General features: G+C 67.7%; 21 protein-coding genes and 4 pseudogenes. 18 read left to right on the forward strand and 7 right to left on the reverse strand.

Going from position 1 to position 23,291, the window contains the following annotated elements:
• Window positions 1-281 (forward strand): annotated as a pseudogene (locus AOK23_RS10940) (IS630 family transposase); the annotation flags it as partial.
• Here the strand turns inward: AOK23_RS10940 and AOK23_RS10945 are convergent.
• Complete coding sequence (locus AOK23_RS10945) at window positions 270-482, reverse strand: Tn3 family transposase (RefSeq protein WP_063791314.1); 213 nt, start codon at window positions 480-482, stop codon at window positions 270-272. The pseudogene AOK23_RS10940 and the gene AOK23_RS10945 overlap by 12 nt on opposite strands.
• Window positions 483-1,242: 760 nt before the next feature.
• On the opposite strand from AOK23_RS10945, the gene AOK23_RS10950 reads away from it, so the two are divergent.
• From AOK23_RS10950 to AOK23_RS10985, 7 genes are all read left to right on the forward strand, one after another.
• Window positions 1,243-2,328: a YncE family protein gene (locus AOK23_RS10950; RefSeq protein ID WP_055712553.1), complete on the forward strand. Its 1,086-nt coding sequence runs from the start codon at window positions 1,243-1,245 to the stop codon at window positions 2,326-2,328.
• Window positions 2,329-2,467: 139 nt separating this feature from the next.
• Window positions 2,468-3,109 carry a hypothetical protein gene (locus AOK23_RS10955; protein WP_063791315.1) on the forward strand — a complete coding sequence of 214 codons (642 nt, stop codon included), beginning with the start codon at window positions 2,468-2,470 and terminating at the stop codon, window positions 3,107-3,109.
• Window positions 3,102-4,226, forward strand: coding sequence for a winged helix-turn-helix domain-containing protein (locus tag AOK23_RS10960; RefSeq protein WP_157877996.1), 1,125 nt, complete (start codon window positions 3,102-3,104; stop codon window positions 4,224-4,226). Before AOK23_RS10955 ends, AOK23_RS10960 begins: the two co-directional genes overlap by 8 nt.
• Window positions 4,227-4,946: 720 nt before the next feature.
• Window positions 4,947-5,456: an MFS transporter gene (locus AOK23_RS10970; RefSeq protein WP_079049410.1), complete on the forward strand. Its 510-nt coding sequence runs from the start codon at window positions 4,947-4,949 to the stop codon at window positions 5,454-5,456.
• A 391-nt stretch (window positions 5,457-5,847) separates the two neighbouring features.
• Window positions 5,848-6,087, forward strand: coding sequence for a hypothetical protein (locus AOK23_RS10975; protein ID WP_055712558.1), 240 nt, complete (start codon window positions 5,848-5,850; stop codon window positions 6,085-6,087).
• The gene (locus tag AOK23_RS10980) at window positions 6,087-6,464 is read left to right on the forward strand and encodes a hypothetical protein (protein ID WP_055712559.1); all 378 of its coding nucleotides are present in this window, start codon (window positions 6,087-6,089) and stop codon (window positions 6,462-6,464) included. Before AOK23_RS10975 ends, AOK23_RS10980 begins: the two co-directional genes overlap by 1 nt.
• A 462-nt stretch (window positions 6,465-6,926) precedes the next feature.
• On the forward strand, window positions 6,927-7,145 hold the full coding sequence (locus AOK23_RS10985; RefSeq protein WP_240496346.1) for a hypothetical protein: 219 nt from the start codon (window positions 6,927-6,929) through the stop codon (window positions 7,143-7,145).
• A gap of 195 nt (window positions 7,146-7,340) precedes the next feature.
• Here the strand turns inward: AOK23_RS10985 and AOK23_RS10990 are convergent.
• Window positions 7,341-7,610 (reverse strand): annotated as a pseudogene (locus AOK23_RS10990) (lamin tail domain-containing protein); the annotation flags it as partial.
• Between the two features lie 78 nt (window positions 7,611-7,688).
• Here AOK23_RS10990 and AOK23_RS10995 point away from each other — a divergent pair.
• From AOK23_RS10995 to mobF, 3 genes are all read left to right on the forward strand, one after another.
• The gene (locus tag AOK23_RS10995; protein ID WP_055712560.1) at window positions 7,689-8,504 is read left to right on the forward strand and encodes a helicase-related protein; all 816 of its coding nucleotides are present in this window, start codon (window positions 7,689-7,691) and stop codon (window positions 8,502-8,504) included.
• A gap of 14 nt (window positions 8,505-8,518) precedes the next feature.
• On the forward strand, window positions 8,519-9,469 hold the full coding sequence (locus tag AOK23_RS11000) for an HIRAN domain-containing protein (RefSeq protein ID WP_055712561.1): 951 nt from the start codon (window positions 8,519-8,521) through the stop codon (window positions 9,467-9,469).
• A gap of 134 nt (window positions 9,470-9,603) precedes the next feature.
• Entirely contained in the window at window positions 9,604-10,485 is an 882-nt protein-coding gene (mobF, locus tag AOK23_RS11005) for a MobF family relaxase (RefSeq protein WP_157877997.1), read from the forward strand.
• Window positions 10,486-10,882: 397 nt separating this feature from the next.
• On the opposite strand, the gene AOK23_RS47775 is transcribed toward mobF, so the two are convergent.
• The 4 genes and pseudogenes from AOK23_RS47775 to AOK23_RS11020 all read right to left on the reverse strand — a co-directional run bounded on the left by AOK23_RS47775 (window position 10,883) and on the right by AOK23_RS11020 (window position 14,558).
• A complete protein-coding gene (locus AOK23_RS47775) occupies window positions 10,883-11,824 on the reverse strand; it encodes a hypothetical protein (protein ID WP_157877998.1) in 942 nt (313 codons plus the stop codon).
• A 393-nt stretch (window positions 11,825-12,217) separates the two neighbouring features.
• Window positions 12,218-12,616, reverse strand: a pseudogene (locus AOK23_RS11010) (gamma-glutamylcyclotransferase family protein); the annotation flags it as partial.
• Window positions 12,617-12,777: 161 nt separating this feature from the next.
• Window positions 12,778-13,314: a GNAT family N-acetyltransferase gene (locus AOK23_RS11015; RefSeq protein WP_055712563.1), complete on the reverse strand. Its 537-nt coding sequence runs from the start codon at window positions 13,312-13,314 to the stop codon at window positions 12,778-12,780.
• Complete coding sequence (locus tag AOK23_RS11020) at window positions 13,299-14,558, reverse strand: NsdA family TPR-like regulatory protein (RefSeq protein WP_240496348.1); 1,260 nt, start codon at window positions 14,556-14,558, stop codon at window positions 13,299-13,301. Before AOK23_RS11020 ends, AOK23_RS11015 begins: the two co-directional genes overlap by 16 nt.
• A gap of 272 nt (window positions 14,559-14,830) precedes the next feature.
• On the opposite strand from AOK23_RS11020, the gene AOK23_RS11025 reads away from it, so the two are divergent.
• The 7 genes and pseudogenes from AOK23_RS11025 (at window position 14,831) to AOK23_RS44815 (ending at window position 22,075) form a co-directional block, all read left to right on the forward strand.
• The gene (locus AOK23_RS11025) at window positions 14,831-15,469 is read left to right on the forward strand and encodes a hypothetical protein (protein ID WP_169800289.1); all 639 of its coding nucleotides are present in this window, start codon (window positions 14,831-14,833) and stop codon (window positions 15,467-15,469) included.
• Between the two features lie 64 nt (window positions 15,470-15,533).
• Complete coding sequence (locus AOK23_RS11030) at window positions 15,534-16,175, forward strand: hypothetical protein (protein ID WP_240496349.1); 642 nt, start codon at window positions 15,534-15,536, stop codon at window positions 16,173-16,175.
• Entirely contained in the window at window positions 16,172-16,585 is a 414-nt protein-coding gene (locus AOK23_RS11035) for a DUF6415 family natural product biosynthesis protein (RefSeq protein WP_055712567.1), read from the forward strand. Before AOK23_RS11030 ends, AOK23_RS11035 begins: the two co-directional genes overlap by 4 nt.
• A 590-nt stretch (window positions 16,586-17,175) precedes the next feature.
• Window positions 17,176-18,225 (forward strand): radical SAM protein, encoded by a 1,050-nt coding sequence (locus AOK23_RS11040; protein WP_338056454.1) that lies wholly within the window; start codon window positions 17,176-17,178, stop codon window positions 18,223-18,225.
• Window positions 18,131-19,180, forward strand: coding sequence for a methyltransferase domain-containing protein (locus AOK23_RS11045; RefSeq protein ID WP_338056455.1), 1,050 nt, complete (start codon window positions 18,131-18,133; stop codon window positions 19,178-19,180). The genes AOK23_RS11040 and AOK23_RS11045 overlap by 95 nt, the downstream gene beginning before the upstream one ends.
• Before the next feature lie 339 nt (window positions 19,181-19,519).
• Window positions 19,520-20,950, forward strand: a complete 1,431-nt coding sequence (locus AOK23_RS11050) for a site-specific integrase (RefSeq protein ID WP_063791316.1) — start codon at window positions 19,520-19,522, stop codon at window positions 20,948-20,950.
• Window positions 20,951-21,180: 230 nt separating this feature from the next.
• Window positions 21,181-22,075 (forward strand): annotated as a pseudogene (locus AOK23_RS44815) (glycoside hydrolase family 5 protein).
• 219 nt (window positions 22,076-22,294) lie between these two features.
• Here AOK23_RS44815 and AOK23_RS11065 read toward each other — a convergent pair.
• Window positions 22,295-23,230: a transposase family protein gene (locus AOK23_RS11065; RefSeq protein WP_055712571.1), complete on the reverse strand. Its 936-nt coding sequence runs from the start codon at window positions 23,228-23,230 to the stop codon at window positions 22,295-22,297.
• Between the last annotated feature and the right edge of the window lie 61 nt (window positions 23,231-23,291).

Genomic DNA, 23,291 nt, shown 5'->3' on the forward strand with positions numbered 1-23,291 from the left:
CCGTCAAGAAGTGGCTCCTGGCGCACCCGCGCTTCCACCTTCACTTCACGCCGACAAGTTCGTCCTGGCTGAACCTGGTGGAGCGGTGGTTCGCCGAGCTCACGCAGAAGAAGCTCAAGCGCGGTGTCCACCGCTCCGTCCAAGCCCTCGAACGGGACATCCGCAGCTGGGTCAAAGACTGGAACGAGCACCCCAAGCCCTTCGTCTGGACCAAGACCGCCGACGAGATCCTCGACAAAGTCGCCACCTACTGCCGACGAATCTCCGACTCAGGTCACTAGGTCCTCCGGGGCGATCTCCCACCCTTCCTCCAGTAGCTGACGGGCGATCTCCGCGATGTCCAGGGCATTGTGGAAGATCACCGCGTTCGTGAGCAGGGCGTTGAACTTCATCGCCTTCTCCTGCTCGATGGGGTCGTTGTCGGCGATGACGCCGCGGTTGTCGAAGCCGATCCACTGAGGGAACCGGTTGAACGACTCCACCTTGGGTGACGGGCCGAGCCCTCAGGCGGGCGTGGTAACTGCAAGGGCAGCGGGGTAGAGCCCCTTGTACGACGGCGACACAGCCCCCACAGACAGCCCCTCCAGCACGATCAATGTGGGCGCCGACGCCTCGGCCATCGCCTGCTACGCCCGCGAACTTGCCGAGAGGACCCCGGACCTCACCCAGAAGACCATCCCACCCGGCCAACCAACGTGACAGTGCCCTCCTGGCGTCACGGATCACCAATCCGGTGAACGTATGCGGTCGCAGCACCAGCTCTGTACCGGGCAGCGTATGCGAGCTTCGCGAGTGCATTCGGACACTGTGCGTCAGCCGCTTCAGTGTGGACCGACTGCGGTCACTCGCACGGGAGAAGACTGGTGGCCCTCGTGACTGGCAGAGAGGCCGACTCCCGGTATCGGCAAGCGGTACCGAGGAGCGATTTTCAACAAAATACCTTCAAGCGGGCATTGAAGGCGACGTGATTACGCCAAGGTTCGTCCGTATCTCGCTGAACAATGTGGCTCGGTGGGATTTTGTTCATCTCGGATCCCTTCTGCCGGACAGTCGCGAGCCTGCGTCGGCCACAGCTGCTGCGCTTGCCGTCACAGCGAAACACCGCTGGTCAGGTAGTTCCCCTACCCGGGATTGCCGACGCATTCGGCACGGCATTGTCCGGCGTTAAACCGGATGCCTAGCATCGCTCAGCGACATGTCGGCCACTACGTCTCGTGGTGGAAGCCAACAGATGGAGACAGCGTGAGCGTTGAGATCTACTCCACCGACACCGATTCCGGACAGATCACGGTCATCCGCGAGGACGGCCCGTCCTCGCACAGAGTCGTCAAGGAGATTGCGGTAGGCAACGCTCCGCGCGGCGCAGTGAAGTTCACGCGCGACGGACGCGGCTTCGTCTCGAACACGAGCACGAACACGGTGTCCGAGCTGGACGCGCTGACCCGTCGCGAGGGCGCGCGGATCACCGTCGGCTCCGGTCCGCGTGGGCTGGGCATCGTGCCCGGCGAGCGCTACCTGCTGGTGTCCAACTCGGGATCCAACACGGTGTCGGTCGTGGACCTCGAGTCGCGAACCGAACTGACCCAGGTTGCGGTGGCCCGCGACCCGCGGCACATGGCCATCAGCAAGGACGGCCGGTACGCGTACATCTGCACCTGGGGCTCGGGCTACATCTCCAAGCTCGACCTGAGCGGTCTGATCGCCGAGGGGCGGCCGGAGTCGATCCGCGAGGTCGCCTGCATCCACATCGGGGAGGACTCCTTCCCCTACAGCCTGAACATCGACCGAACCGGCAAGCGCGCGTTCGTCGCCTGCAACGCCATCGAGGCGATGCCGGTCATCGACCTGGAGACGGACAGCGTCATCGCGAAGGTCCCGGTCAAGAGCGACGGCGGCCGCGCGGTCGCTTTCACCCCCGACAACGCCTTCGCGCTGCTGACGCTCGAGCGCATCTCGCAGATAGCAGTCGTGGACACCGAGGAGCTCACGACCACCCGCTGCATCCCTGTCGGCCCCGGCCCGCGCGGCATCGCGGTCGACGAACAGGACAACACCGTCTACTGCGGCCTGTTCGCCAGGACCGTTCCGGACGACAACGAAAAGGTCGAGTTCAAGTTCAGCCCTCACAGCCTCAGCGTCGTGCACCTCGACGGCGTGGACCTGTCGCTGCCGGAGGACGAGGGCGGCAAGGTGCAGTACGACGAGATCAGGGTCGGCTTCGGGCCCTGCAGCGTCTCCGTCTTCGACTCCGCTCAGGTCAGCTACGACGAGAGCAAGCTCAACGAGGCGGCTGCCCGGCTGACGGACAAGACCGCGGCCGTGCAATAACTCCCGTCTGCAGCAGGTAAGTTCACCACATGCGCCCCCGCAGGCCACCACCTGCGGGGGTTCATGCAGCAACGAAAGGTCAAGGTTCTTGCCGGTAGAGGTCCATTTCCGCCCACTTCACCCCTGGTCGCTCCTTCCGGTGAAACGCAGCGTCGACCGGCAGGGCAGCCGGGATACCGCAGCGGTCTACCGGGACAACTTCCGTTTCGTCCGGGCGGAACGCCGGCCCGAGCACTGCGCCCCTTGGGTGATGGGGCGGGAACTCGGCTGGGAGGTGACCAGCCCGGTCGATGTCGCGTTCACGCCGCTCGACCAGATCGAGCTGGACGGAGGCACCGAGCCAGAAGCAGCCGGACGGGCCGCCAACCGCACCGAGCTGTGGCAGCGCGAGAAGACGCACCTGGCCGTGGAGAAAACATCCTGGCTGCACCTGCACCAGTTCAGAACGCCCCGCGGCTGGGAGAACATGTTCCTCGTCAATGGGGCCGGGAGCGCCGAGTGGCGCCTCGGCTGGGCCATCGACGTTCCCCGCGGCTACTTCCTCCTGGTGCTTCCCCTCGAAGGATCCTCGGCTCTTGACGTACCAACAGGAATCCTTTCCAACACGGTCCTGACGCGCGCCGGCCAGGAAAACGGAGTAAGCATCGCAGTCCGCCCGACCGGCCCGGTCACCGTGCGCCGGGGCCAGGCCATCGCCCGCATCGTGCTCCTGCATGCTGATTCCCTGCAAGCGCGCGGCGTGTACGAGGAAGCGGCAGAGGCGGAAGCCGTCCATGACTGACTTCTCCCTGGAGCAAGCCCGGTCCATTGCGGTGGCGGCCCAGGGCCTGTACACCCGCTCCGCCCCGTCACACGCCGAAGAAACCCTGCGCGGCCTCGGCTGCATCCAACTGGACACCATCAGCGTCGTGCGGCGCTCCCACGAACTCGTCCAGTTCGCTCGCCGCGTGCCCGTCGCCGAAGCGCAGCGACTGATCAGCCAAGTGACGCCGCCCGTGCTGTTCGAGTACTGGGCCCATGCCGCATCACTGATCCCGCTCAGCCACTGGCCGCTGTTCGCTTTCCGGCGCCGGCACTTCGCGGCCAAAGGATGGACCGGGCCCCCAGTTGATCCGGACGCGGTCAAGCATGTCCGAGCTGTCCTCACCGAACGGACCGCGGTCACCATCAGCGACCTGGGAGGGGCGAAGGGCAGCGGGTGGGAGCGGTCCTCGGCCAACAAGTGGGCCCTGGAATGGCTCCTGGCCACCGGCGAACTCGCCTGTGTGCACCGACGCGGCTGGCAGCGCGTCTACCAGAGAGCCGAAACCGTCATCCCCGAGGACCTCCTGCGCGCGGAACCCGATGATGCGGAATGCCTGCATGCGCTGACCCGTCTGGCCGTGCGGGCCCTCGGTGTGGCCACCACGGACGATGTCGCCGACTACTTCAGGCTGCCGCAGGGCAAGGTGGCGGCATGCCTCGCTGAGCTGGAAGAGGCCGAGCCCGCCAGCGTCGAAGGCTGGACAGAACGCGCCTGGGTCTGTCGCACCGTCCTGAGCACGCCGCCAGTCGACGACACGCTGTGCACCCCCTTGTCCCCTTTCGACTCACTGATCTGGCACCGGCCTCGCATGCGCCGCCTCTTCGGCGTCGAATACCTCCTGGAAGCCTACAAACCAGCAGCAAAGAGAGAGTGCGGGTACTTCGGCATGCCTGTACTCGTCGGCCACTCGCTGGTCGGACGTGTGGCGGTCCGTATCAGCAAAGGCCATGCCCTCATCGAAGGACACCAGCTCGTGGACGGCCAAGACCCCGCCCACCTCCGCCACGCCCTCGCCATCATCTGCGCATGGGCGAACGCACACAGCGTTCCGACTCTCCCTCAGCCGCCATCGCTCACGGGAGCTGCCTCATGAGCGAAACGACCACCCCCGGTTACCGGGCCACCCTCGCAGTACCCCGCTCCAGAAGCCTTCTTGCCCTGGGTATCCTGAGCCGGCTGCCGTCCGGCCTCATACCCTTCGCAGCACTGATCTCCTTCACGCAGCACTACGGGATCGGCATCGCCGGCCTCGCCTCTGGAGCTCTCCTGCTGGCCATCGCCCTGCCCGGCCCCGCCCGAGCACGGTGGTGCGCCACCCACGGCCCGGCAGCACCTCTCATCATGGCGCTGGCCAGCGTGTCCTTGTTCGCCGCGGCAGCAGCCGCAACCAGCCAAAGCCATTGGCAGATTCCCCTCCTCATCATCGCGGCAGCAGGCGCCCTGTTCCCGCCGCTCAACCCCGCCCTACGCGCCCTGTGGTCCCGGCTGATGCCGGACAAGCAACACCTGCAGAGCATCCACGCACTCGACTCGACCGTCGAAGAACTCACCTTCGTGGTCACACCGCTCATGGGAACCGCCGCCATGGCCCTGGTCGACGCACGCTGGGTCCTCGCCGCCGGCGCCCTGCTTCTGGTACCCGCAGCAGTGGGGCTCGGCGCGGCCACACGTGCTCTTCCAACCGCCGAAAACACCCCAGCCCCTTCCCCGGGGACCACAGAGCGACGACGATCCATCATCCGGTCCCGTGACGGCCAAGGCATCACGGTGCCCGTCATCGCACTCGGACTGTGCGGCGGCGGACTGACGGTCAATCACCTCCGGCTACTCCTTCGCCGCTTTCTCACTGGGCGGTGTCGTCGGCGGATTAGCCTACGGGCGCAAGAAGTGGGCCGCCTCCTTGCGAATCCGGTACGCAGCCGCCACCACTGGACTCGTGGTCGGCGCCTTCTCACTGGCCGCGCTGTCCGCATCGCCCCTGACCATCCTGGCCGCCTTCTGCGTCGGACTCCCGCTCACGCCGATCTTCGTCATCGCCTACCTCCTCGTCGACGAACGCATCGACGCCTCACGCCACGCGGAAGCCAACGCATGGCTCGGGTCCGGCTACAACCTTGCATCCGCAGCAGGAGCAGCACTCGGCGGCCAACTCCTCGCCCTCACCGGACCTCGCCTCGTGGCCGCCACACTCGGCGGCGTAGCAGCCCTCGCAGCCCTCGCTGCCTATCGCCTGCCACACCACCCCACCCCTGACACCGAGAGCGCAGACGAGCACTGGATCCAGGAACACCCCGAACTCAAGGAAGGCAGCCCAGAGGCGTAGCAGACAGTAAGGCGTGACCGGAGCAAGCCTCGCCCGACGCTCGGATGAAGCGGACGATGACTATTCCAGTGATGGCCGACACCGAAGCCGCAGACTGGCTCACCACCACGGCGGCAGGGGAGATCTGACCCACGTCCGGAGACACCACGGGCCCCGGGGAGTGAAGGCATCCCCGGGGCCCGGTGGATGGAGTCGTGTTGTTCAACGAGGGCTCGACGCCGACGGCACGGGAGTGCGCTGCTCGGCGTCCCGCTCAATTGGGTGAGCAGGCGCCGCACCTGCGAGCGGACTCTCCGGGGCGCGGCTGTCTCCGGGCCAGGGACGGGACGCTGGGGACCACCGCTCAGCCGCGGCCGCCCCCTCCGTTAGTAACAGCTGTTACCATGCTGGTATGGCGAAGACACAGCTGGGAGCTCGGGTGGACGAGGACGTCGCGGAGCTCGCGAAGAAGCGTGCCGCGGATCTGGGGCTGAGTGTCGGGGACTACCTCGCGCGGCTGGTGCAGGACGACGCCAGCGGGCTGCGCGCCCGTGCGGTGGGGGCGGCGGCCCGCTTCCTGGCCGACCATCAGGCGGTCTTCGACGAGGCCGAACAGGCCCAGCAGGCCTCCCGGGGAGCGCACGCGGCCTGATGGACCTGCACATCGACGTTCCCTGGATCCTGCAGGTCGCCGAGGCCGCCGGAGCGGACGATCCGGCGCCCGACGACTACGGTGTGCCGGTCTCGGCGGTCGCCCGTCACCGGGTCGAACTGTTCGAGCAGCCCGTCTACGACGGCCCCTACGCAAGGGCTGCCGCTCTGGTGCACACGCTGGGCCGGTGCCGCTGGCTGGAGCGCTCCAACATGGCCGTCGCCGCGGCTACGGGCGTGATGTACCTGGAAGCGGCCGGGATCTCCGTCAAGCCCGGCCGCGAGGACGCCATCGCCCTGAAGGACCTGCTCCTCGATCCCGCATGCACCGCCGGGAAGATCGCCGCTCTGCTGCGGACCTGGCCCACCACCACCTGAAGCCCGCAGGCCCGCCCGGCGCCCCGGCCTTCCCTTCGGCACGGCACGGGCCCGCTGGACACGGGCCCGGCTGAAGCCCTCCCATGGCTGGGCCGGGGCCGCTCAGTAGTTCACCGTTTCGGCGCTGGTGATCTGGCGCCCGAACGCGAAGTCGCGCACCACACGGGGACTTCGCATCCGGTGGGCAAAGGCGGAGACTGCGGAGACGCGGTCCCGTCTGCGTCACTTGAGTACGGGCCCGTGGTGTGTTGAGTAGGTGACCTCAGGCGGCATGGACCCCGAGAGGCGAGGATCGACCACAACCTCTCGGAAGGGCACCCCGTGAATCCCCAGTCCTGCGCGATTCCCAGTAGCCAGTGGAAGCCGGCCGCCCGGTTGCGGCGGGCGGGTGTGCGACTGCTGGCGTGCGTGCTGTGGGCCGTCACGGTGGTTTCGGTGGCCTGACTGGCGCTCCTGGTGGGCATGGCGGCCGTGTGGGGCGTGGCGGCCGGGGCAGCGATGGGCGGCTTCCTGCTGGAGCGCCTGGTGGGCGTGGCTGGTGCTGCGGCCGTGCTGGGCGCAGTGGCCTTCGCGCCGGGTCTCCGGCGGATGCAGGGGCCGCGCCGTGCGCTCCTGCTGGGCGCGCTGGCCTGCCCGATCCCTGCCGTGCTGGCGGTGTGGAGCTGGTTCAACGTCGGCTGACCGTCCCGTCCGCTGCCCAGGTTTCCCGGCGAGCCCCCCCGTCTCGCCTCAATCACGCGCCTGGGGCTGTGTCGTTGACCCCCGGGGCTTCCGGATCAACGACACAGCCGAGCAAGCGGACTTCCGGCAGCACAAAGAGGCGAGGATCCCGTGACGTATGCGTCCTGCGGTGAGCGACTGCTGCTCGACGGAGGCTCAGTTGTGGTAGCGGATGTAGCCGTCGGGGTCGGATCCGTTCTTGGTGTAGGAGTGGACGTCAGCGCGGCTGCCGGAGGGCTTGTACAGGTAGATGGTGTCGCGGTCGTTGTTCCACAGGAAGTTGCAGTTGTCGCGGTAGACGACGTTGGACGTGTCGGAGTCGGTGCCGTGGCCGCCGCGCAGCTTCACGTAGTCGCCGGGCTCGAGGTAGTGGTTGGCGGTGAAGGTGAAGCGGTTGCCGGTGGCGTCCTTGACGACGTAGCCCTCGCCGACGTCGCCCGACGGCGCCTGGAAGCCGCTGCCGAGATCGGCCGGCATATCGGCAACAGCCACGAACTTACGATCATGGTCCTCGGGGGCTACGCATACCACCACGCCGAGGTTCCCCAGGCCGTCCGCACCTGCCTTGAGCGCGCCTACCGCAACGGCGCGCTCCGTGTCCTGTGCGCGACCAGCACCCTGTCCCAGGGCATGAACCTGCCCACCAAGACCGTCCTCGTCCCCGACACCTGGCGCGGCCAGAACGACAGGGTCAGCGTCCGCGACTTCTGGAACACCGCCGGGCGGGCCGGCCGCGCCGGCCAGGAGACCGAAGGCCACGTCGTACTGATCGCCAAGGACTCCAGCGCCGCCCAGGAACTACGCCGCCACTACCTGGACCGGGACAGGATCGAACCGGTCGTCTCCACGCTCCGCTGGCTCTACTACGAACTCGTCATCGCCCGCCTCGGCCACCGGCCCGACGCCGGCGAGGACCTCACCGCGCTGGACCTGGCCGACCCCACCGACGGAAAACTGGCCGAGTGGGCCGACGGACTCGACATCCAGCTCCTGGCCCTGCTCGCCGAGGAAGTCGTCGACACCCCCGACCAGCACCTCCTCGAGCAGGCCGCCCAATCGCTCCTCGGCGACACCCTCGGCGGACACCAGCTCGGGGCCCAGGAATGGTCCCTGGCCCCACTGGCCCGCTTCTCCGCCCGCCGCGTCGCCGCCAGCGCCTGCCCGACCGGCCCGCACGCACCGCGATCGTCCGCTCCGGCCTCAGCGTCCAGGGCGGCACCGACGCACTCGCCGCCGCCGAGAAGATCCAGACCGCCCTCGACGTACGCCCCGAACTACTCACCGCCGAGTACAGGCCCCACCTGCAGCGACTCATCCTGACCCTCGCCACCGAGGTGCACGAAGTCCAGCGCAGCATCCGCCAGAAGAAGGTCGCCGCCCCCGCACTCGTGCCGCTCGCCACGGACTGGATCGCCGGCCTCCAGGCAGCCGACCTCCACCAGACGCACCACGGCAACCTGCTCACCCCCGACATCACCGCGACGACCAGCGCGATCGACAAGATCATCGTCCAGGACCTCGCCTGGGTCGTCTCCGCGCTGCTCCAGATCCTCGAACTCCGGCGCGGCGTCCCCGCCCAGGGACACCTGGCCGCGCTCCCCGCCATGATCAAATACGGGGTCGGCAGCCCCGCCGCCTGCTACGCCTCCAGCATCGGCATTCACGACCGCGCCACCGCGACGACCCTCGCCGCCAACTGCCCCTACCCCGAGCCGACCTTCCGGCAGTTCCTCGACTGGCTCAGCCAGCTCACCACCGACGAGATCACCACGCTCACCGACCCCGACACAGCCCGCCTCCTCATCCGCAGCACCGAACGCCGAAGCCCCCGCGCCACCCAGGCCGCGATCCTCAGCGGCACCGGGACCTTCACCTGCCCCCTGCGCGGCGTCCGCCACAGCGGCAACGACCTTTACCTCGCGCAGCTGTCGGCCGGCACCCTCCTCGACCTCGTTCGCGATCCCGGCAACGAGGCCGACCCGAACGCCATCCAAGTCCAGCACCAGGGCGTCTTCCTCGGATGGATCGCCCGGGAGATCGCCCGCCCCCTCGCCCTCGCCCTCGACGAGGACCCCACACCCCACATCTACGTACAGCTCACCACCGACGCCCGCTCCATCGCACAGCAGAGCGGAGCCGACCAGCTCCACGGCCACAACGCGGTCACCCTGACCATCACGCTCGCCCCCGGTAACACCCCTCGCCGCACCCAGCTCGGCGCCCTCTGTACGTCCCGACGACGGGCCGCTTCGTGCCGGGGAGCTGCCGGTGCCGGAGAGCGATGACATTCGCTTCCGGCTCGGGGCCGCTTCCCGCCCGGCGGGCTTCTGAGAAGAAAGTTCGGCCACTGCTCCCGCCTGGCGGGACGTACCGCTGATCGGCCTTTTCTTGCAGGTCAGAGCCGTGTGGCGTGGTCTCCATGACAGTGGATATCAGGGTGATCCGGGCCGGTCAGATGTACCGCTACTACTCGCGCGAGACCGTTGTCGGCGACGGCCGCCGCCCGGCCCGCACGCCGCTGCGCGAGGCCCAGGAGCAAGCCGGTGTCCCGGCCGGGCGATGGATGGGCCGCAGCCTGGCCGTGCTCGGACTGACACCCGGCGAGGAAGTCACCGAGGGCCAGCCGCGGAACCTGTTCGGCGAGCGGGGCCGGCACCCGTACGCGGACCAGATCGAGGCCGACCGGCTCGCCAGGGGCGACTCCCCGAAGAAGGCGTTCAAGGCCGGCGCCCTCGGTCGCCGGGTGACGGTGACCGGTGTCGACTTCGTGTTCCGGCCGCAGCCGACGATCTACCTGTTGTGGGCGCTGGGGGATGAGGAGACGCGGCGGGTGATCGAGGCCGCGCACGAGCGGGCGATCGAGCGGGTGCTGGAGTGGGTCGAGGACGAGGTGGCGGTGATCCGGTACGGCAAGGACGGCATCTACCGGGTGCGGCCGCCCGGCGGTCTGGTCGCCGCGCGCTTCCGCCACTACGAGGCACGGTCGGGGATGCCCTTGCTCCATGACCATCTGCTGCTGTCCGTGAAAGGGCAGCGTCTGGACGGGAAGTGGGGCTCGACCCACACCCTGGCCCTGCATGAGAACACCGTGGCCGCCTCCGCGCTCTACAACGAGCTCGTGGCCGCTGAGGTCTGCGAGGCGCTGGGGCTGGCGACCGAGCCGCGCATCGTCACCCCGGGGCGCCGGCCGGTGATGGAGATTGCCGGGGTGCCGCACGAGCTGATCCGCTGGACCTCCCGGCGCAGCGACCAGATCGCTGCCTGCCTCACCGAGCTGGAGCACGAGTACGTGCATGAGTGACGACCTCGACCTCAACGAGATATGTCGTACGTGCGCCGGGGCGACCCACGCCCGGATCGGACGGCGTGTGGTGCGCCGCCGGGCGGAAGGGGATGATCGCGGCCGCCGCCACGGCTGCCCTCGAGGAGGCCCGCTTCGACGCGCGCCAGGACTCCCGTCTAGCACCTCGCCAAAGATGAACGAGGCCGGGCGGAGCTCGCGGAGTGAAAGCGCATCGACCAGCTGCTCCCCGCCGCGGCCGAGGACCGGTCTACGACCCGGACACCGACGACGTGGTCCAGGCGGAGCTCGCCGCCGAGGATCGCCGCGCGCCGATGAGCTCCAGGCGCTGCGCAAGCTGGAGCGGACCGAGCCCCGCGAGGGCGACGAAGCTGTCCGGGACGAAAATATCTGAAATTTACTCAGATGATGCCTCTACTGCGAGATCCACAGTTGAGTACTTCTCCCCGATTTGGCACTCGCTTTTTACTAGTTTGGCTTCACAGATGTATGCGCCAACACTGAGGTGCGTATAATTGTCGAGCATGAATGGAAACTTGAAGTCTCTTGTAATATTCCCGAACGAGTCAGGATAGACGTCTACATCCGCGAGCACTCTACAAAGATCTGTGCCTTCGCAGGGGTGGTCGCTGTCCTTGAGTTTGTCGATTTTTTCCTGCAGAGTTTCCGTCGGAAGTCCCTGGACCACAAGAAGGACGTACTCGTTGTCGCGCAGCTTGGTGGCAGATGCTCGGGCAGACACTTCGCCAATTCCCCCCTTCAAACTCGTGCTGGCTTCTAGTTGCGGGAGGGATGTTACTGCCTGGTTCCTCGCTTCAATTCGCACCACGGTGGTGACGGCAGAAGAGAACAGGATCGCGGCTGCGATCAATAGCGTGAACTGCAAGGATACTTGCGGTGTCCCAGGTCGACGGATTACCCATGCGACAATCCCGACGACTGCTAGTGCCGCAAGGAACACGGCGCATCCTAGAATCCAGCCGCGCGCCCAATTTGCGGTTTTGGGAATCCTGACCGCATAGATCGCCAATGCGGTGATGGCTAGAAGGAAAGATGTCACGGAGCCGGAGATCAAAAGGTGTAGCCGGTGATCTTCGGCAAAAATGCTGGCAATGGAACAGATTAGGGCACCGAGCAGCAGAACGGATGCAAGTCCGACCAGAATCCCTTGATTGCGAAGGATTGTCGTCAGCTCGGCGTTGCGTAGGCCAATGAGATTCACCGCTCCTGTGAAGCCCGCAAGCAGCAAGCCAACCAGATTTCGAACATCGCCGAGACGTTCGGTTTGATTTGATCCGTTTTGCCTCGGGTATTGCGCTTCACTCTCCTCCGGATTCACATTCACTCCCACGATTTCGATGAAGTCCGCGATCGTGACAAAATGATGACACTTCCGCGCCTATCCTTCTTCTTGAATAGGCCAAACGGGTGCGAGCAGCATGCTCGCCGGACAGCTGGAGGGCTATGGTCAGTTCCTTGCCCTTGCCCGCCCGGCCGGAGGGCAGCTCGGGCAGTTCCGGGGAGGGGCGCGGACTTCGTCGGCCCAGTGGAGGGTCTGCCGCGCATCACGAACGTGGCGATCCCGACCTTGCCGGCTGGAGTACTGAGGGCAAGCGGTACGGCAGCGGCGCCAACCCGTTGTGCCGGGACTGCTTCGCGAAGCGCACGGCCTTATGGGGGCCTGGCGTGCGGCAGAAGGGCTTCAACGTCTGACCTTCCCCTGCCGGACCGGCTACTCGCCTTTGGGCTCACCCGCGGCCAGCCGGGGACCGATCCGGGCGCAGCGCGCGGCGTACGCCGAAAGGTGCTGCTCCTCGAACCTGGCTAGGTCCCAGTTCTCGGGGCGGACGTCCCCGCCAGTCCAGACGTACGTCAACCCGCGGCCGCCCGTCGAGAGTGCGACCTCGCGCAGCTCGTATCGGTGGTCCTCGAACGCGTCGAGGACTCTCCACTCCTCGTCGGTCAGGTCAGTGAGCAACAGGCCGGTAGCTACGGTGCCGGGCGAAGCCACAAGCCCGGGGTAGACGCGTTCCTCGAGTGCGGCGGCGCGCCACTCACGGGCGGAAGTATGCATGCGGGCGGGTACCCGTCCCAACAGTGCTTGGAGAACGTCGTCGACCTGGAGCGTGCCGTAGACGAAGAGGACGCCGGGGCGTCAGTGAGGAGGTCTCGCCGACTGGAAGGCTGGAGCAGGGACATGATGCGGACCTTCTGGCCTCTCTATCGGGCTTCGACGTACGGCCAGCAACGACGGCCCACTCCAGCGGTGGGCGCGGGCCGTCGTGTTGGTGGTCAGGCGGCCTTGAGTTCCTTGAGCATCACGGCGTACAGCGGGGAGTCTGGGAATGGCTGACGCTCGCCGACCTTCCGGTATCCCCAACTCTCGTACAAGGCCTGCAATCGTGGCCGTTTGGTGTCGACGGTGAGTACGGCGAGGGCCTCTGGCCGGTCGGCGAGCAGCGCGGCGTGTAGCTGCTCCCCGAGTCCCTGCTTGCGCCACTTCGGGCGGAGCATCAGTTCCGAGACGGAGAATGTGGAAGGGTCAACTGGTTCCTCGTCCAGGTAGTCACGCCACCATTCGCGGCCAGGCTCGCCCGGTGCCCCGTAGGTGAACCCAACCGGTTCGCCGTTCTCGTAGGCGACCACGCACGCCCACCCTTCCCGGCCGCCCCAGTGATCGACGAACCAGGGGAACCGCTGCACGAACTCCTCGTGACGCCTGTCGGCGTATGCCTCGGCGTGAACGTCAAGCAGGGTTTGCCGGATGTCGGGAAGGTCGGCATGGCCGTAGTGGCGTAGCTGAACTGCCGTGGTCAACGAGCGCTCCATTCGGATCGGTAACGGTCGGCCCACCCTCGCGCCACCTGGGCAGAGGGCGCATGGGTGAGAAGGTCTCGGTAGAAATCGCCGAGCAGGACCCGGAGGCGGCCGGGTAGGGGGCTGCCGGACATCAGGTTGAACACGCCTTCGGTGGACGCGCAAGCCTGCTCGGCGTCGCCTTGGTGGAGCTGTGCGACCGCGAGGTGGACGGTGGCCATCGCCCGGTTGCGCCGGTACTGCTTGGGCAGGGCGGCAAGAGCTCGGTACGAGGCTGCCTCGGCCTCAGCTGGTTGGCCGAGGTACTCGCGGACGATCGCGGCCAGGGCGTGAAGCTCCGCAGGGCCGTAGAACGCCACCCAGCCCGGCCGCGGCTGCTGCTGGACCTTGCCTATGGCCTCTTCGGCGTATCCGAGAGAGCGGATGGCTGATTGCCCGTCGCCGCGGTGGGCGTGGCCGACGGCGGCGCGCGCGTGAGCGAGGGAGCTGAACAGCGGATCACGGCGAGTGATCGCGGTTGACTGTGCGGCTTGAGCGGCAGCGAGGCCCTCGCCGATGTCCCCGCGTTGGTGGGCGAGGATCGCGGTGGAGTTCCACACCCGCATCTCGGCCACGGGGTCTTGTGCCATCCCGGCCAATCGGAGCGCTTCGTTGAGGTGGGTCTGTGCGCGGTCCAGCTGGCGGGCGTCGATGCAGGACCAAGCGGCCATGGCGGTGTAGTCGGCGGCTACGCCGAACAGGCGCTGTCTGATGCGCTGCGTTGCGGCCTTTCCTTGAAGACTGACTGCTTCGGCCGCTCCTGCGAGAGCATCATGTTCGAGGCTGGCGTTACCGCCCCGGTTCTGGTCGAGGGCGGTCAGTCCATCCATGCCCTCGCGGAGCCGGATCACGTCCGAGGTGCCGACGCTGGATGGTCGAGCGGAGCCATGGGGAAGGGCGACGGCGGCAGCGGTACCTCCGGCGCAGGTAAGGAAGCGGCGGCGGATCACGTCGGGGTCCTCCTGCGGCGGTGCGGGTGACCCCGGCGGGTAGAACCCCAGGGCCTCGATGGTGCACCGGAATACTGCCTCCAAGGCGTTGCGCTTCGCACGGTGGGGCCAGGTGGTTTTTCCGGTCAGCCACGTCCGTACGGTGCGGTCACCTACGCTGTCCCGCTCGCCTGCGGCCAGTAGCTGAGCATTGACCGCCTCAGCTAACTCCGCTTGCTGGAAACCTCGTTCGGCCATTGCGATCCTGAGGCGGAAATTTCCGGTCACCTACTCACCGTAGCCCTGCGCTGATGATCGGTGAACGCTGAGACCGGAAATTTCCGGTCGGCTGCGACCACCGCCCAGCGGCTTTTCCTGCCCTTCACCGGCTCCTGCCCGTTGAACTGAACAGGCACCGCACCGGACTGCACCTCCGGCCGGTGTCGCGAGCTCGTCCCCGACTCTCTGTGAGGGATGAGCCCACTTTGGCAGACAACCACCGAGGGGCAGCGATGACCCACAGTGCTGCGCGTCGCCCCGCCGACTCCCCTGATCAAGGCGTGACGATGATGAGAACTGAAACCGCGCAGGAGACAGGCACTGCTCAAGACGGCGAGCGATGCGAAGACGTGAACGGTCTCGCCGAGCCCATGACGCTGACGCCCGTCGAGGGGCTGGCATCTGAAGGTTCTGCAAGACGGGTGGTGCTGCATCAGGAATGGCAACTTGTGTTCACTGACTGGCTCCTCACCGCCACAGATGACCCAGACCGAGCCCGCTACCAGTGGGCGGAAGGCGGCGTCGCGCTCCTGTCCACGGGCGAGGTGTTCTCCGCCCTCCGGGTGCCGGCCGACTTAGTGTGGGCCCAGGCCGGTACGGACGACCTGACGAAGGTGGACGCCTTCCTCCGCCAGACTCCCGGCGGCCCTGTGTTCATGGACCTCCACACGCACCTGTACTACTTCCTGCTGCCCGGCGACTTCTCGTGGGGCTTCAGTCACCGCGACTTCCCCGGCGTCGAGTGCCGGGGACGAGGCGACCTGCTCGGTGTGCCTGACGTCCGACTGACCGTTCCGCGCGGGCGGTCGTACTGGTGCGCCCCTGCGGAGTCCCCTGGAGAGCTGTGTGTCGGCCAGGACGTCGAGAGCTTCGTCCGCGCCGCCCAGAAGGTGCGCCGGACCGAAGACATCAACCGGTGACCCTGGAGGCCGTCCCGTGATCCAGTTCCCCCGTCCTGCGGTGAGTCGCCCAAGCGAGCGGGGCGTGATCCCCTTCATCACCCAGCGCAAGGGCGAGGAAGCGGCCCCGGCGAACCTCTGCCTGTTACGTCGTCGCCGCGGCAGCGAGTTGCGGTTGTTCTACGCCGACGAGGACCCCAGGGACCGGCCCGTACGCGACATGCTGTGGGCGCGCTGCTCGTTCAGCATGGACGCCGGCGGCATGCCGGTCGGCGAGCCGCAGTGGAAGTTCATGCACCCGTACCGGCAGATGGTGACGATGCTCGCGAACCGCTGCCAGGTGTGCACCCGGCCAGCGCGGACGCCGCTCGGATGGATCTTCCTGGCCGGGCCGAAAGACGAGGACCCGGCGGCGCCGCTCATCTGGACGGACCAGCCGCCGGTCTGCGCCCGGCACGTCCGTACGACGGCCAAGCTCTGCCCTCACATGGACGAGAACCCGATGGTGTTCCTCGCCACGAGCGCCCCGCTGTACGGCGCGATCGGCTGCGTCTACGGCCGCCCTGCGGGTGGCGGCCTCGACGTTGTTGAGCGGCCGGACGGGCCGGTGACGTTCGACGATCCGCGGGCCCCGATGCTGCTCGGGTCGAAGCTCGTGCGGCGGCTGTCGTCGTTCCGTGTGCTCGACATGAATGAGCTATTCGCCGAACTGGAGGCTGCGGCATGAACCAGCACGACGGGCAGGCGCAGTGCGAGACGGCGACGCTCGACGCGCCAGGCGTCCGGCGGCTGTGTGACCGGGCGTTGTGGCAGGTGCCTCGGATCGACGAGGACGAGATGACGACGCTCCTGGAACAGCTCGAAGGCCACGTGCAGCGGCTGGCGCCCGAGGTGGCGCGGCTAGTGGCCGGGATGAGGGATGAGGTCGCGGAGTCCGCGATGGTGTCGCTGAGGCACGCCGACGAGGTCCTCGACGCCGCCGCCCCGCGATCTGATGCTGCGGCACGGCTGCAAGACCTCGGCGTTGCGGCTCGGTCGCTGGTGACGCTCGTCGAGATGGCTGGCGAGTGGTCCAAGCCGGAGAAGACGGACCGGCCGACCGCCGTTGCCGCGCCCTCCGACACCCCTGGTCCGTGACCCCCACAGACCCCCTGTCGCAAGCCCGTGCTGTGCGTCAGGGGTGGTGGCTCCGGGGCGGGGGTTGCTTTGCTCCGCGCCCGGGGCCACCTGCAACTCGAAAGAAAGGGCCGCTCTGTGGAAGCGCACTGGGTGCTCGGTGACTGCTGGCTCGGGTGCCAGCGCACCGGCTTACCGGTGGCCTGGCTCGGCCTGGTGCAGTGGGACGGCCAGCACGCACCGTTCATGGCGTGCGAGGACTGCCTCGCGCGCCTCAAGGCTCAGGCACTCGCCTACTTCATGCAGCGGCAGCCGACCACCGAACAGGAAGGCAACACCTCATGGCAGACACCAACGAATCCGACGACCAGCAGGACCAGGGGCAGGGCTGTCACGGCTGCGGCACGTCGACCGGCGGCTGTACGGACCCGAACCGTCACGGCCTGATCTAGCCCCCGGCCGTAGTCTCTGCCCGCTAATCCGGCGCCGTCCGGCCCCGGCCCACGGGCAGTCCTCCACGTCCGGCGCGGGGACCACTTCCCGTTCCCCCACGGCCAAGTCACGTCCCCGCGCCGGGCTCTCAAAAGCGTCCAATCGACAAGGAGACAAGGATGACGATCGCCCCCGAGGCGCCGGCCAAGCCCATCGTTCCGGAGTTCCTGGAGCTGGAGATCACCGGGAAGTGTCAGCTCACCTGTCCGTCGCTCTGCTACGCGAAGGCCGGGCCCACGGAAGGGCACGGCACGATGACGGCGGACGACTGGAAGCAGGTCATCAGTGATGCCGCCAGGCTCGGCGTGAAGAAGGTGCAGTTCATCGGCGGCGAGCCGACCATGCACCCCTCCTTCGAGGCCCTCGTGCAGCGCGCGCTCGCCGAGGGGCTCGACGTGCAGGTGTACAGCAACCTGTATCGGGTGAAGCTCACGCACTGGGAGCTGTTCGCGCACCCGCGGGTTTCCCTCGCGACGTCGTACTACAGCGACGACCCGGCAGAGCACGAGCGGGTGACCGGCCGCAAGGGCTCGCACGCTGCGACCCGCGCGAACATTGTCCAGGCCGTGACACGAAGTATCCCCCTTCAGGTCGGCATCGTCGAGGTGTTCGAGGGGCAGCGCGTCGCGGAGGCCCGCGCCGATCTGGAGAGCATCGGTGTCCGCGTCATCAACACCGACCGCGTCCGCAGCGTGGGCCGGGCCGAGAAGCACGTGCCCAGCATCGGGGACCTGTGCGGGCGCTGCGCGAAGGGCCGGGCCGCGGTGATGACCGACGGTACGGTCACCCCGTGCGTGCTCGGTCGGTTCCTGCCCACGGGGAACGTGAAGGTGCAGGGGCTCGCCGGCGTGTTCGGCGGGCAGCGGTGGGCGCAGACCGCGGCGAGCATCCCGGCCGCAACTCGGCGTGCACGCCGGATGATTCCAACGACTGCGATCCGTCGAACACCGAAGCCTGCGACCCTGCGTACTGACGAAAGAGGAACGACGAGCGATGAACTGGGCAGAGCAGGCCAAGCGGCTGGCCGGCGAAGTCGTCCGGCCGGAGTCCCGCTGGCACGGCGCCGTGGCGAGCGTGCCGCGGCACATGTTCGTGCCGTGCTGGTGGGAGCAGGACGGCGGTGTCTGGACGCGCCGCAACGGCCCGGAGGATCCCGAAGCGTGGGCTGAGGCGGCGTACACGGACCAGACGCTCGTCACCCGCGTTGAGGGCTGCCACGCCGACGACGCGGGGAAAGTCGGCATGGTCCTCAGCGGCAGGCCCACCTCCTCGTCGACGCTGCCCAGCCTGGTCGTACGGATGTACCGGCACGCGATGATCGCCGACGACTCCCGGCTGCTGGTCACCACGGGCACCGGCTACGGCACTGCCCTGGCGTGTGCCCGCCTCGGTGATCACCGGGTCACGAGCGTGGACGTGGACGCCGACCTCGTGAAGAGAGCCGGTGACCGGCTCGCCGAGATCGGGGAGCATCCTCGGCTGGAGGTCTGCGACATCACGGGGGATCTGCCCGGCAAGTACGACCGGATCGTTGCCACGGTGTCCGTTCGGCCCGTGCCGGTCTCCTGGCTGCGCGCCTTGCGGCCGGGCGGCCGGCTCGTGACGACGCTCTCTGGCACGGGGCTGATCCTCACCGCCGACGCGAGCGAGGACGGCGGCGCCACGGGCCAGATCGAGTGGGATCGTGCGGGGTTCATGCGGACCCGGCACGGCGACACCTACGGGCCCCCGGCCGACCTCGGGCAGGAGGCCACGGAAGGCGACGGGGAAGAGGTCAGCACGAGCCGGTACCCGCTGCTGTACCCGCCGGACGCGTGGGACGTCATATCGATGCTGGAGCTGCAAGTCGCCGGCGTCGACTACCGGATCAGGCAGGACGGCGACGCGCGCACGGTGTGGCTGCTCCACCCTGACGGGTCGTGGGCCCGTGCCACGGCGGCCGGGTTCCTCGACTCCCCGACGGTGCACCAGAGCGGGCCCCGCCGCTTGTGGGATGCGCTGGAGAAGATCCGTCACCGGCTCAACAGGGAGGGCGGGCTGCCGGTGTACGGGGCCCAGGTCCGGATCGACCCGGACGGCGTTCTCACCCTGTCGCGCGGTTCCTGGTCGATGACCGTGAACTGACCGCTGAGCCAGGCATGGCAGCGACCCGGCCTCATGAGGGGGAGGAGGAGGCCGGGCCGCTGCGGGGGGATGGAAAGTGGTCTACGGGGGGGCATGCCATCGAGGCCTGCTTGGTGGTTTGCCGGACGCCGAGGACGCGGTGGAGGTCGGCGGTCACGACCTTGTACCCCACCCGCTCCTCCCCGACCTTGATGACTTCGCAGGGGAAGGCGCCCTTGCGGACCAGCTCGTACGCCTTCCTGCGGCTGATGCCGAAGGCACGGCCGGCTGTCTCGACGCTGATGGTCGGCGGCAGCTTGAGCAGGTCGCCGAATCTTCCGGCGGACCGGCTACTCCACGGTGACGGCCGCCCAGGGCGACCTGGACAAGGTGCGCGCCGTCCTCGCCCTGGTCGACGACGACGATCCGCACCGCGGGCACCAGATCGGCGACCTGCTGATGGGCGTGTCACGGGACCGTGAGGCGATCCCGGACGCGGCCGAAGTGAAGCGCCGTTTGGCCGGCGGTGTCGCCCTCGACAGCGACATGTTGCTCGGTGACTGGCTGGATGCGTGGGTGGCCGCGAAGAAGACGAAGCGCCGCACGACGTCGTCGTACGAGTCGCACATCCGCGTGCACCTGAAGCCGGGCCTGGGGCGCTTCCGGCTCGACCGGCTGAACATCGGTCATGTGCAGGCATTCTTCGACGGCATCGACGCTCGCAACGAGGTGATCGCCGCCCAGAACCAGGAGCGTCGTGAGCAGGAAGCGCGCTGCCGGTGGGGGAAGCCCGGTAAGCCGCCGGCTGAAGTGTCGGCGCAGCTCGCCGTCGAGCGTGAGAAGCTCGCGGCGATGCCGCCCTACGGGCGGATCACGGGGCCGGCGACGAAGCAGCGGATCCGGGCGACGCTGCGGGCTGCGTTGAACGCGGCGATCAGGAAGCAGCTGATCACGTTCAACGCGGCCGGGTGGGTCGAGTTGGAGTCGGGGAAGCGGCCGAAGGCGCGGATGTGGAGGGCGCAGCACGTCGAGCACTGGCGGCGTACGGGGGAGAAGCCGTCGCCGGTCATGGTGTGGACACCGGAGCAGCTCGGCGCGTTCCTCGATGAGGCCGAGTCGAGTCGGCTGTACTCGTTCTTCCAGTTGATCGCGTTCCGTGGTCTGCGTCGCGGTGAGGGTGTCGGGCTCGCCTGGGCGTACGTCGGCCTCGATGCCGGTCTCATCACGCCGGCGAAGAACCTCGTGGTGGACAACTGGGAGGTGTTCGAGGACGACCCGAAGACGGAGGAGTCGTCGTCGCCGATCGGGCTCGACTCGCTGAATGTGGCGGCGCTGCGCGAGCGGCGGCGGCAGCAGCTCGCCGAGCGCAAGGAGTGGAACCGGCACGCCGCCGAGGAGCGGGCGAAGGGCAAGGACGTCGCGGACTGGGTCGACACGGGGAAGGTCTGGACGGACCTGGACGGCTCCTGGCTGCACCCGGACAAGGTGTCGAAGGAGTTCCGGCGGATCTATAAGCGGGTCGGGTTGCCGCCGATCAATCTGCGGGACCTGCGGCACCTGGCGGCGACGCTCGTGTATGCCGCCAGTGGCGACATCCATGCGGTGAAGACGGTGCTGCGGCATGCGTCGGTGCAGCTGACGTCGGAGACGTACACGGAGGTCTTCGAGGAAGTGGACCGGGAGATCGCGGAGAAGGTGGCCGGCCTCGTTCCGCGTGCGAGGCGGCCTCAGAAGGGCACGGCGGCCGCGCGGCCGGTCGGGGTCGGTGGCGCGATGACGATCGGGGGGTAGGCTCCGAGGCGTGGCGTTGGTGGTGGCCCCCGTGACCTGTTCTCGCAGGTGGCGGGGGCCTTCTGCTCGCTCCGTGCTCGCTCGAACAGCCGGATACAGGGGGACACAGAGGGGTACAGTCGGACCCTGCCGGGACGTGCGTCAGTCGCTCTGACCTGGGATTTCCGCACTGGCGGACACGAGGGGGCACAGGCGGATACAGAAGGATTCGCGGGATAAGCGGATTTGTGATGCGCGGCGTCAACCATCCTCACGCTTGGTATACCGACCGGACGGGCTCCCTCGCCGACATTAAGGCGAAGGGCGCCAACACCGTCCGCGTGGTGCTCTCCAGCGGCCACCATTGGCCGATGACCAGCGCCGCTGAGGTCTCTACCATCGTCCGGCTGTGCAAGCGGAACCGGCTGATCTGCGTGCTGGAGGTGCACGACACCACCGGTTACGGCGAGGTGAGCGGCGCCGCCACGCTCTCCGAGGCCGCCGATTACTGGATCAAGGTCAAAGGAGCGCTGCAGGGCCAGGAGAAGTACGTCGTCATCAATATCGGCAACGAGCCGCACGGCAACAAGGATTACGAGCGCTGGACTTCCGACACCAGCGCCGCCATCCGGAAGCTGCGAGGTGCCGGCTTCCGCCACGCCATCATGGTCGACGCCCCCCAACTGGGGTCAGGACTATTCGGGTACCATGCGCAACCACGCCCACACGGTCTTCGACGCCGACCCCAACCGGAACACGATCTTCTCGATCCACATGTACGGGGTCTACGAAGCCGCCGATACGGTGCGGGACTACCTCGACTTCTTCGACAGCGCCGGATTGCCGATCCTGGTAGGTGAGTTCGGCGACTGGCACACCGACGGCAACCCCAACGAGGACGCGATCATGGCCATCACGGAGGAACTCAGCCTGGGATACCTGGGCTGGTCCTGGAGCGGCAACACTGGCGGCTACCTGGACATGGTCAATAACTTCAAGGCCAACTCCCTGACCGACTGGGGCAAACGCATTTTCCACGGCAACAACGGCATCGCAACCACCGCCAAGGAGGCCACCATCTACGCCAGCGGAGGTAGCACCGGTGGCACTGGCGGCACCGCCCCGAGGGGCTACCTCTACGCATGAACGGCGTCCCGACCGACACCCACACGGACGGGCCGGACTGATCGGTGCACTCGTTCAGCAGTAGGCCGCAGAAGTTGTCGGCGGTGTGGGCTTGGCGGCGTAGTGCGCGGTGAACAGCAGCCGGTCCTCATCCAGTGTCGAGCCCGGTGCGGATTCCATGGCTAACGACCTCGTGCACGGTTGGCCGTGGCACGTCGAGGTGTGTGGTGCGGTCTGTGTTCACGCTTGAAGGCCGTGGCCGAGGGTGGCGGTCTGCTGGTGTGAGAGCAGTGCGGCGACGGCCTGGACGATGTCGCTCATGTGCTCGCGGCGGCCAAGGTGGCGGGCGAGAGCCCGCCAGTTTTTCAAGTGGGCGATACCGTGCTCGACGCGGATGCGTCGTGAGGAGTGTGCCTTGCGTTGCTGCTCGTGTCGCTCCTCGTACCAGGCGGGAGCGTTCTTCTTGAACTTGCGATGGGGTGGTGTCAGCACGCGTCCGCCGGTCTGCGCGCCCATGCCCTGGTAGCCGGCGTCCGCGAGGATCTCGAGGAACGGGCCGTCGGCCAGGAGCTGGGCCAGTCCCAGCTGCCGGGCCTGGGTGATGTCGGCGCAACTGCCGGGCCGGACCGGGCTGCAGAACAGCACGCGCCCCTCGGCGTCCGTGAGGATCATGGACTTCACGGCGTTCTGCTTGGTCTTGCCGGAGACGAATTTGTCCCGGTCCTTGCGGCCTGCGGCCGGGCGTCGCACACGGATCTCCGTGCCGTCGATGATCCCGGTCCGTCCGTCGGCGCCCAAGTACTCGATGACCTCGGCGAGAGTGCGCAGCCGGATGCCCCGGGCGACAGTGCAGCCCCGTTGCGCCAGCAGGGGCCGCACCTCGCCGATGGCGCGGGTGATAGTGGAGCGGTCCACGCCGAACCAGCAGGCCAGCACGTCGTGCGTGGTGCCGTGGCGCAGATTCACCAGCGTGGCCAACAGACGATCGATGAAGACGAACTTGTGCTTCGCTCCGGCTCCTACCGCCCGTTGCCGTGGCCGAGCAGTGAGCCGAGACTGATGCAGCTCGTGCCACAACGGCCCTACCTCGGCGACGAGTTCAGCGATCACCATCGGCGACAGCCCGGTGACCCGGTACTCCGCCACGATCAACTCGCGTGCCCCAGCCCTCACCATGCCCTGTTCAACGAGCCACCTGAACGCTGAGCCACGGCCAACCGTGCACGAGGTCGTAGGG

The sequence above is a fragment of the Streptomyces torulosus genome (assembly GCF_001419765.1).
GTDB classification, from domain to species: Bacteria; Actinomycetota; Actinomycetes; order Streptomycetales; family Streptomycetaceae; genus Streptomyces; species Streptomyces torulosus.

Excerpts from the sequence above, each read along its gene's own strand:
- AOK23_RS10960 (WP_157877996.1), top strand. The coding sequence starts at position 3,102 with ATGACTGACTTCTCCCTGGAGCAAGCCCGGTCCATTGCGGTGGCGGCC.
- AOK23_RS10975 (WP_055712558.1), top strand. The coding sequence starts at position 5,848 with ATGGCGAAGACACAGCTGGGAGCTCGGGTGGACGAGGACGTCGCGGAG.
- AOK23_RS10980 (WP_055712559.1), top strand. The coding sequence starts at position 6,087 with ATGGACCTGCACATCGACGTTCCCTGGATCCTGCAGGTCGCCGAGGCC.
- AOK23_RS10985 (WP_240496346.1), top strand. The coding sequence starts at position 6,927 with ATGGCGGCCGTGTGGGGCGTGGCGGCCGGGGCAGCGATGGGCGGCTTC.
- AOK23_RS10995 (WP_055712560.1), top strand. The coding sequence starts at position 7,689 with ATGGTCCTCGGGGGCTACGCATACCACCACGCCGAGGTTCCCCAGGCC.
- mobF (WP_157877997.1), top strand. The coding sequence starts at position 9,604 with ATGACAGTGGATATCAGGGTGATCCGGGCCGGTCAGATGTACCGCTAC.
- AOK23_RS11015 (WP_055712563.1), bottom strand. The coding sequence starts at position 13,314 with ATGGAGCGCTCGTTGACCACGGCAGTTCAGCTACGCCACTACGGCCAT.
- AOK23_RS11035 (WP_055712567.1), top strand. The coding sequence starts at position 16,172 with ATGAACCAGCACGACGGGCAGGCGCAGTGCGAGACGGCGACGCTCGAC.
- AOK23_RS11040 (WP_338056454.1), top strand. The coding sequence starts at position 17,176 with ATGACGATCGCCCCCGAGGCGCCGGCCAAGCCCATCGTTCCGGAGTTC.
- AOK23_RS11065 (WP_055712571.1), bottom strand. The coding sequence starts at position 23,230 with ATGGTGAGGGCTGGGGCACGCGAGTTGATCGTGGCGGAGTACCGGGTC.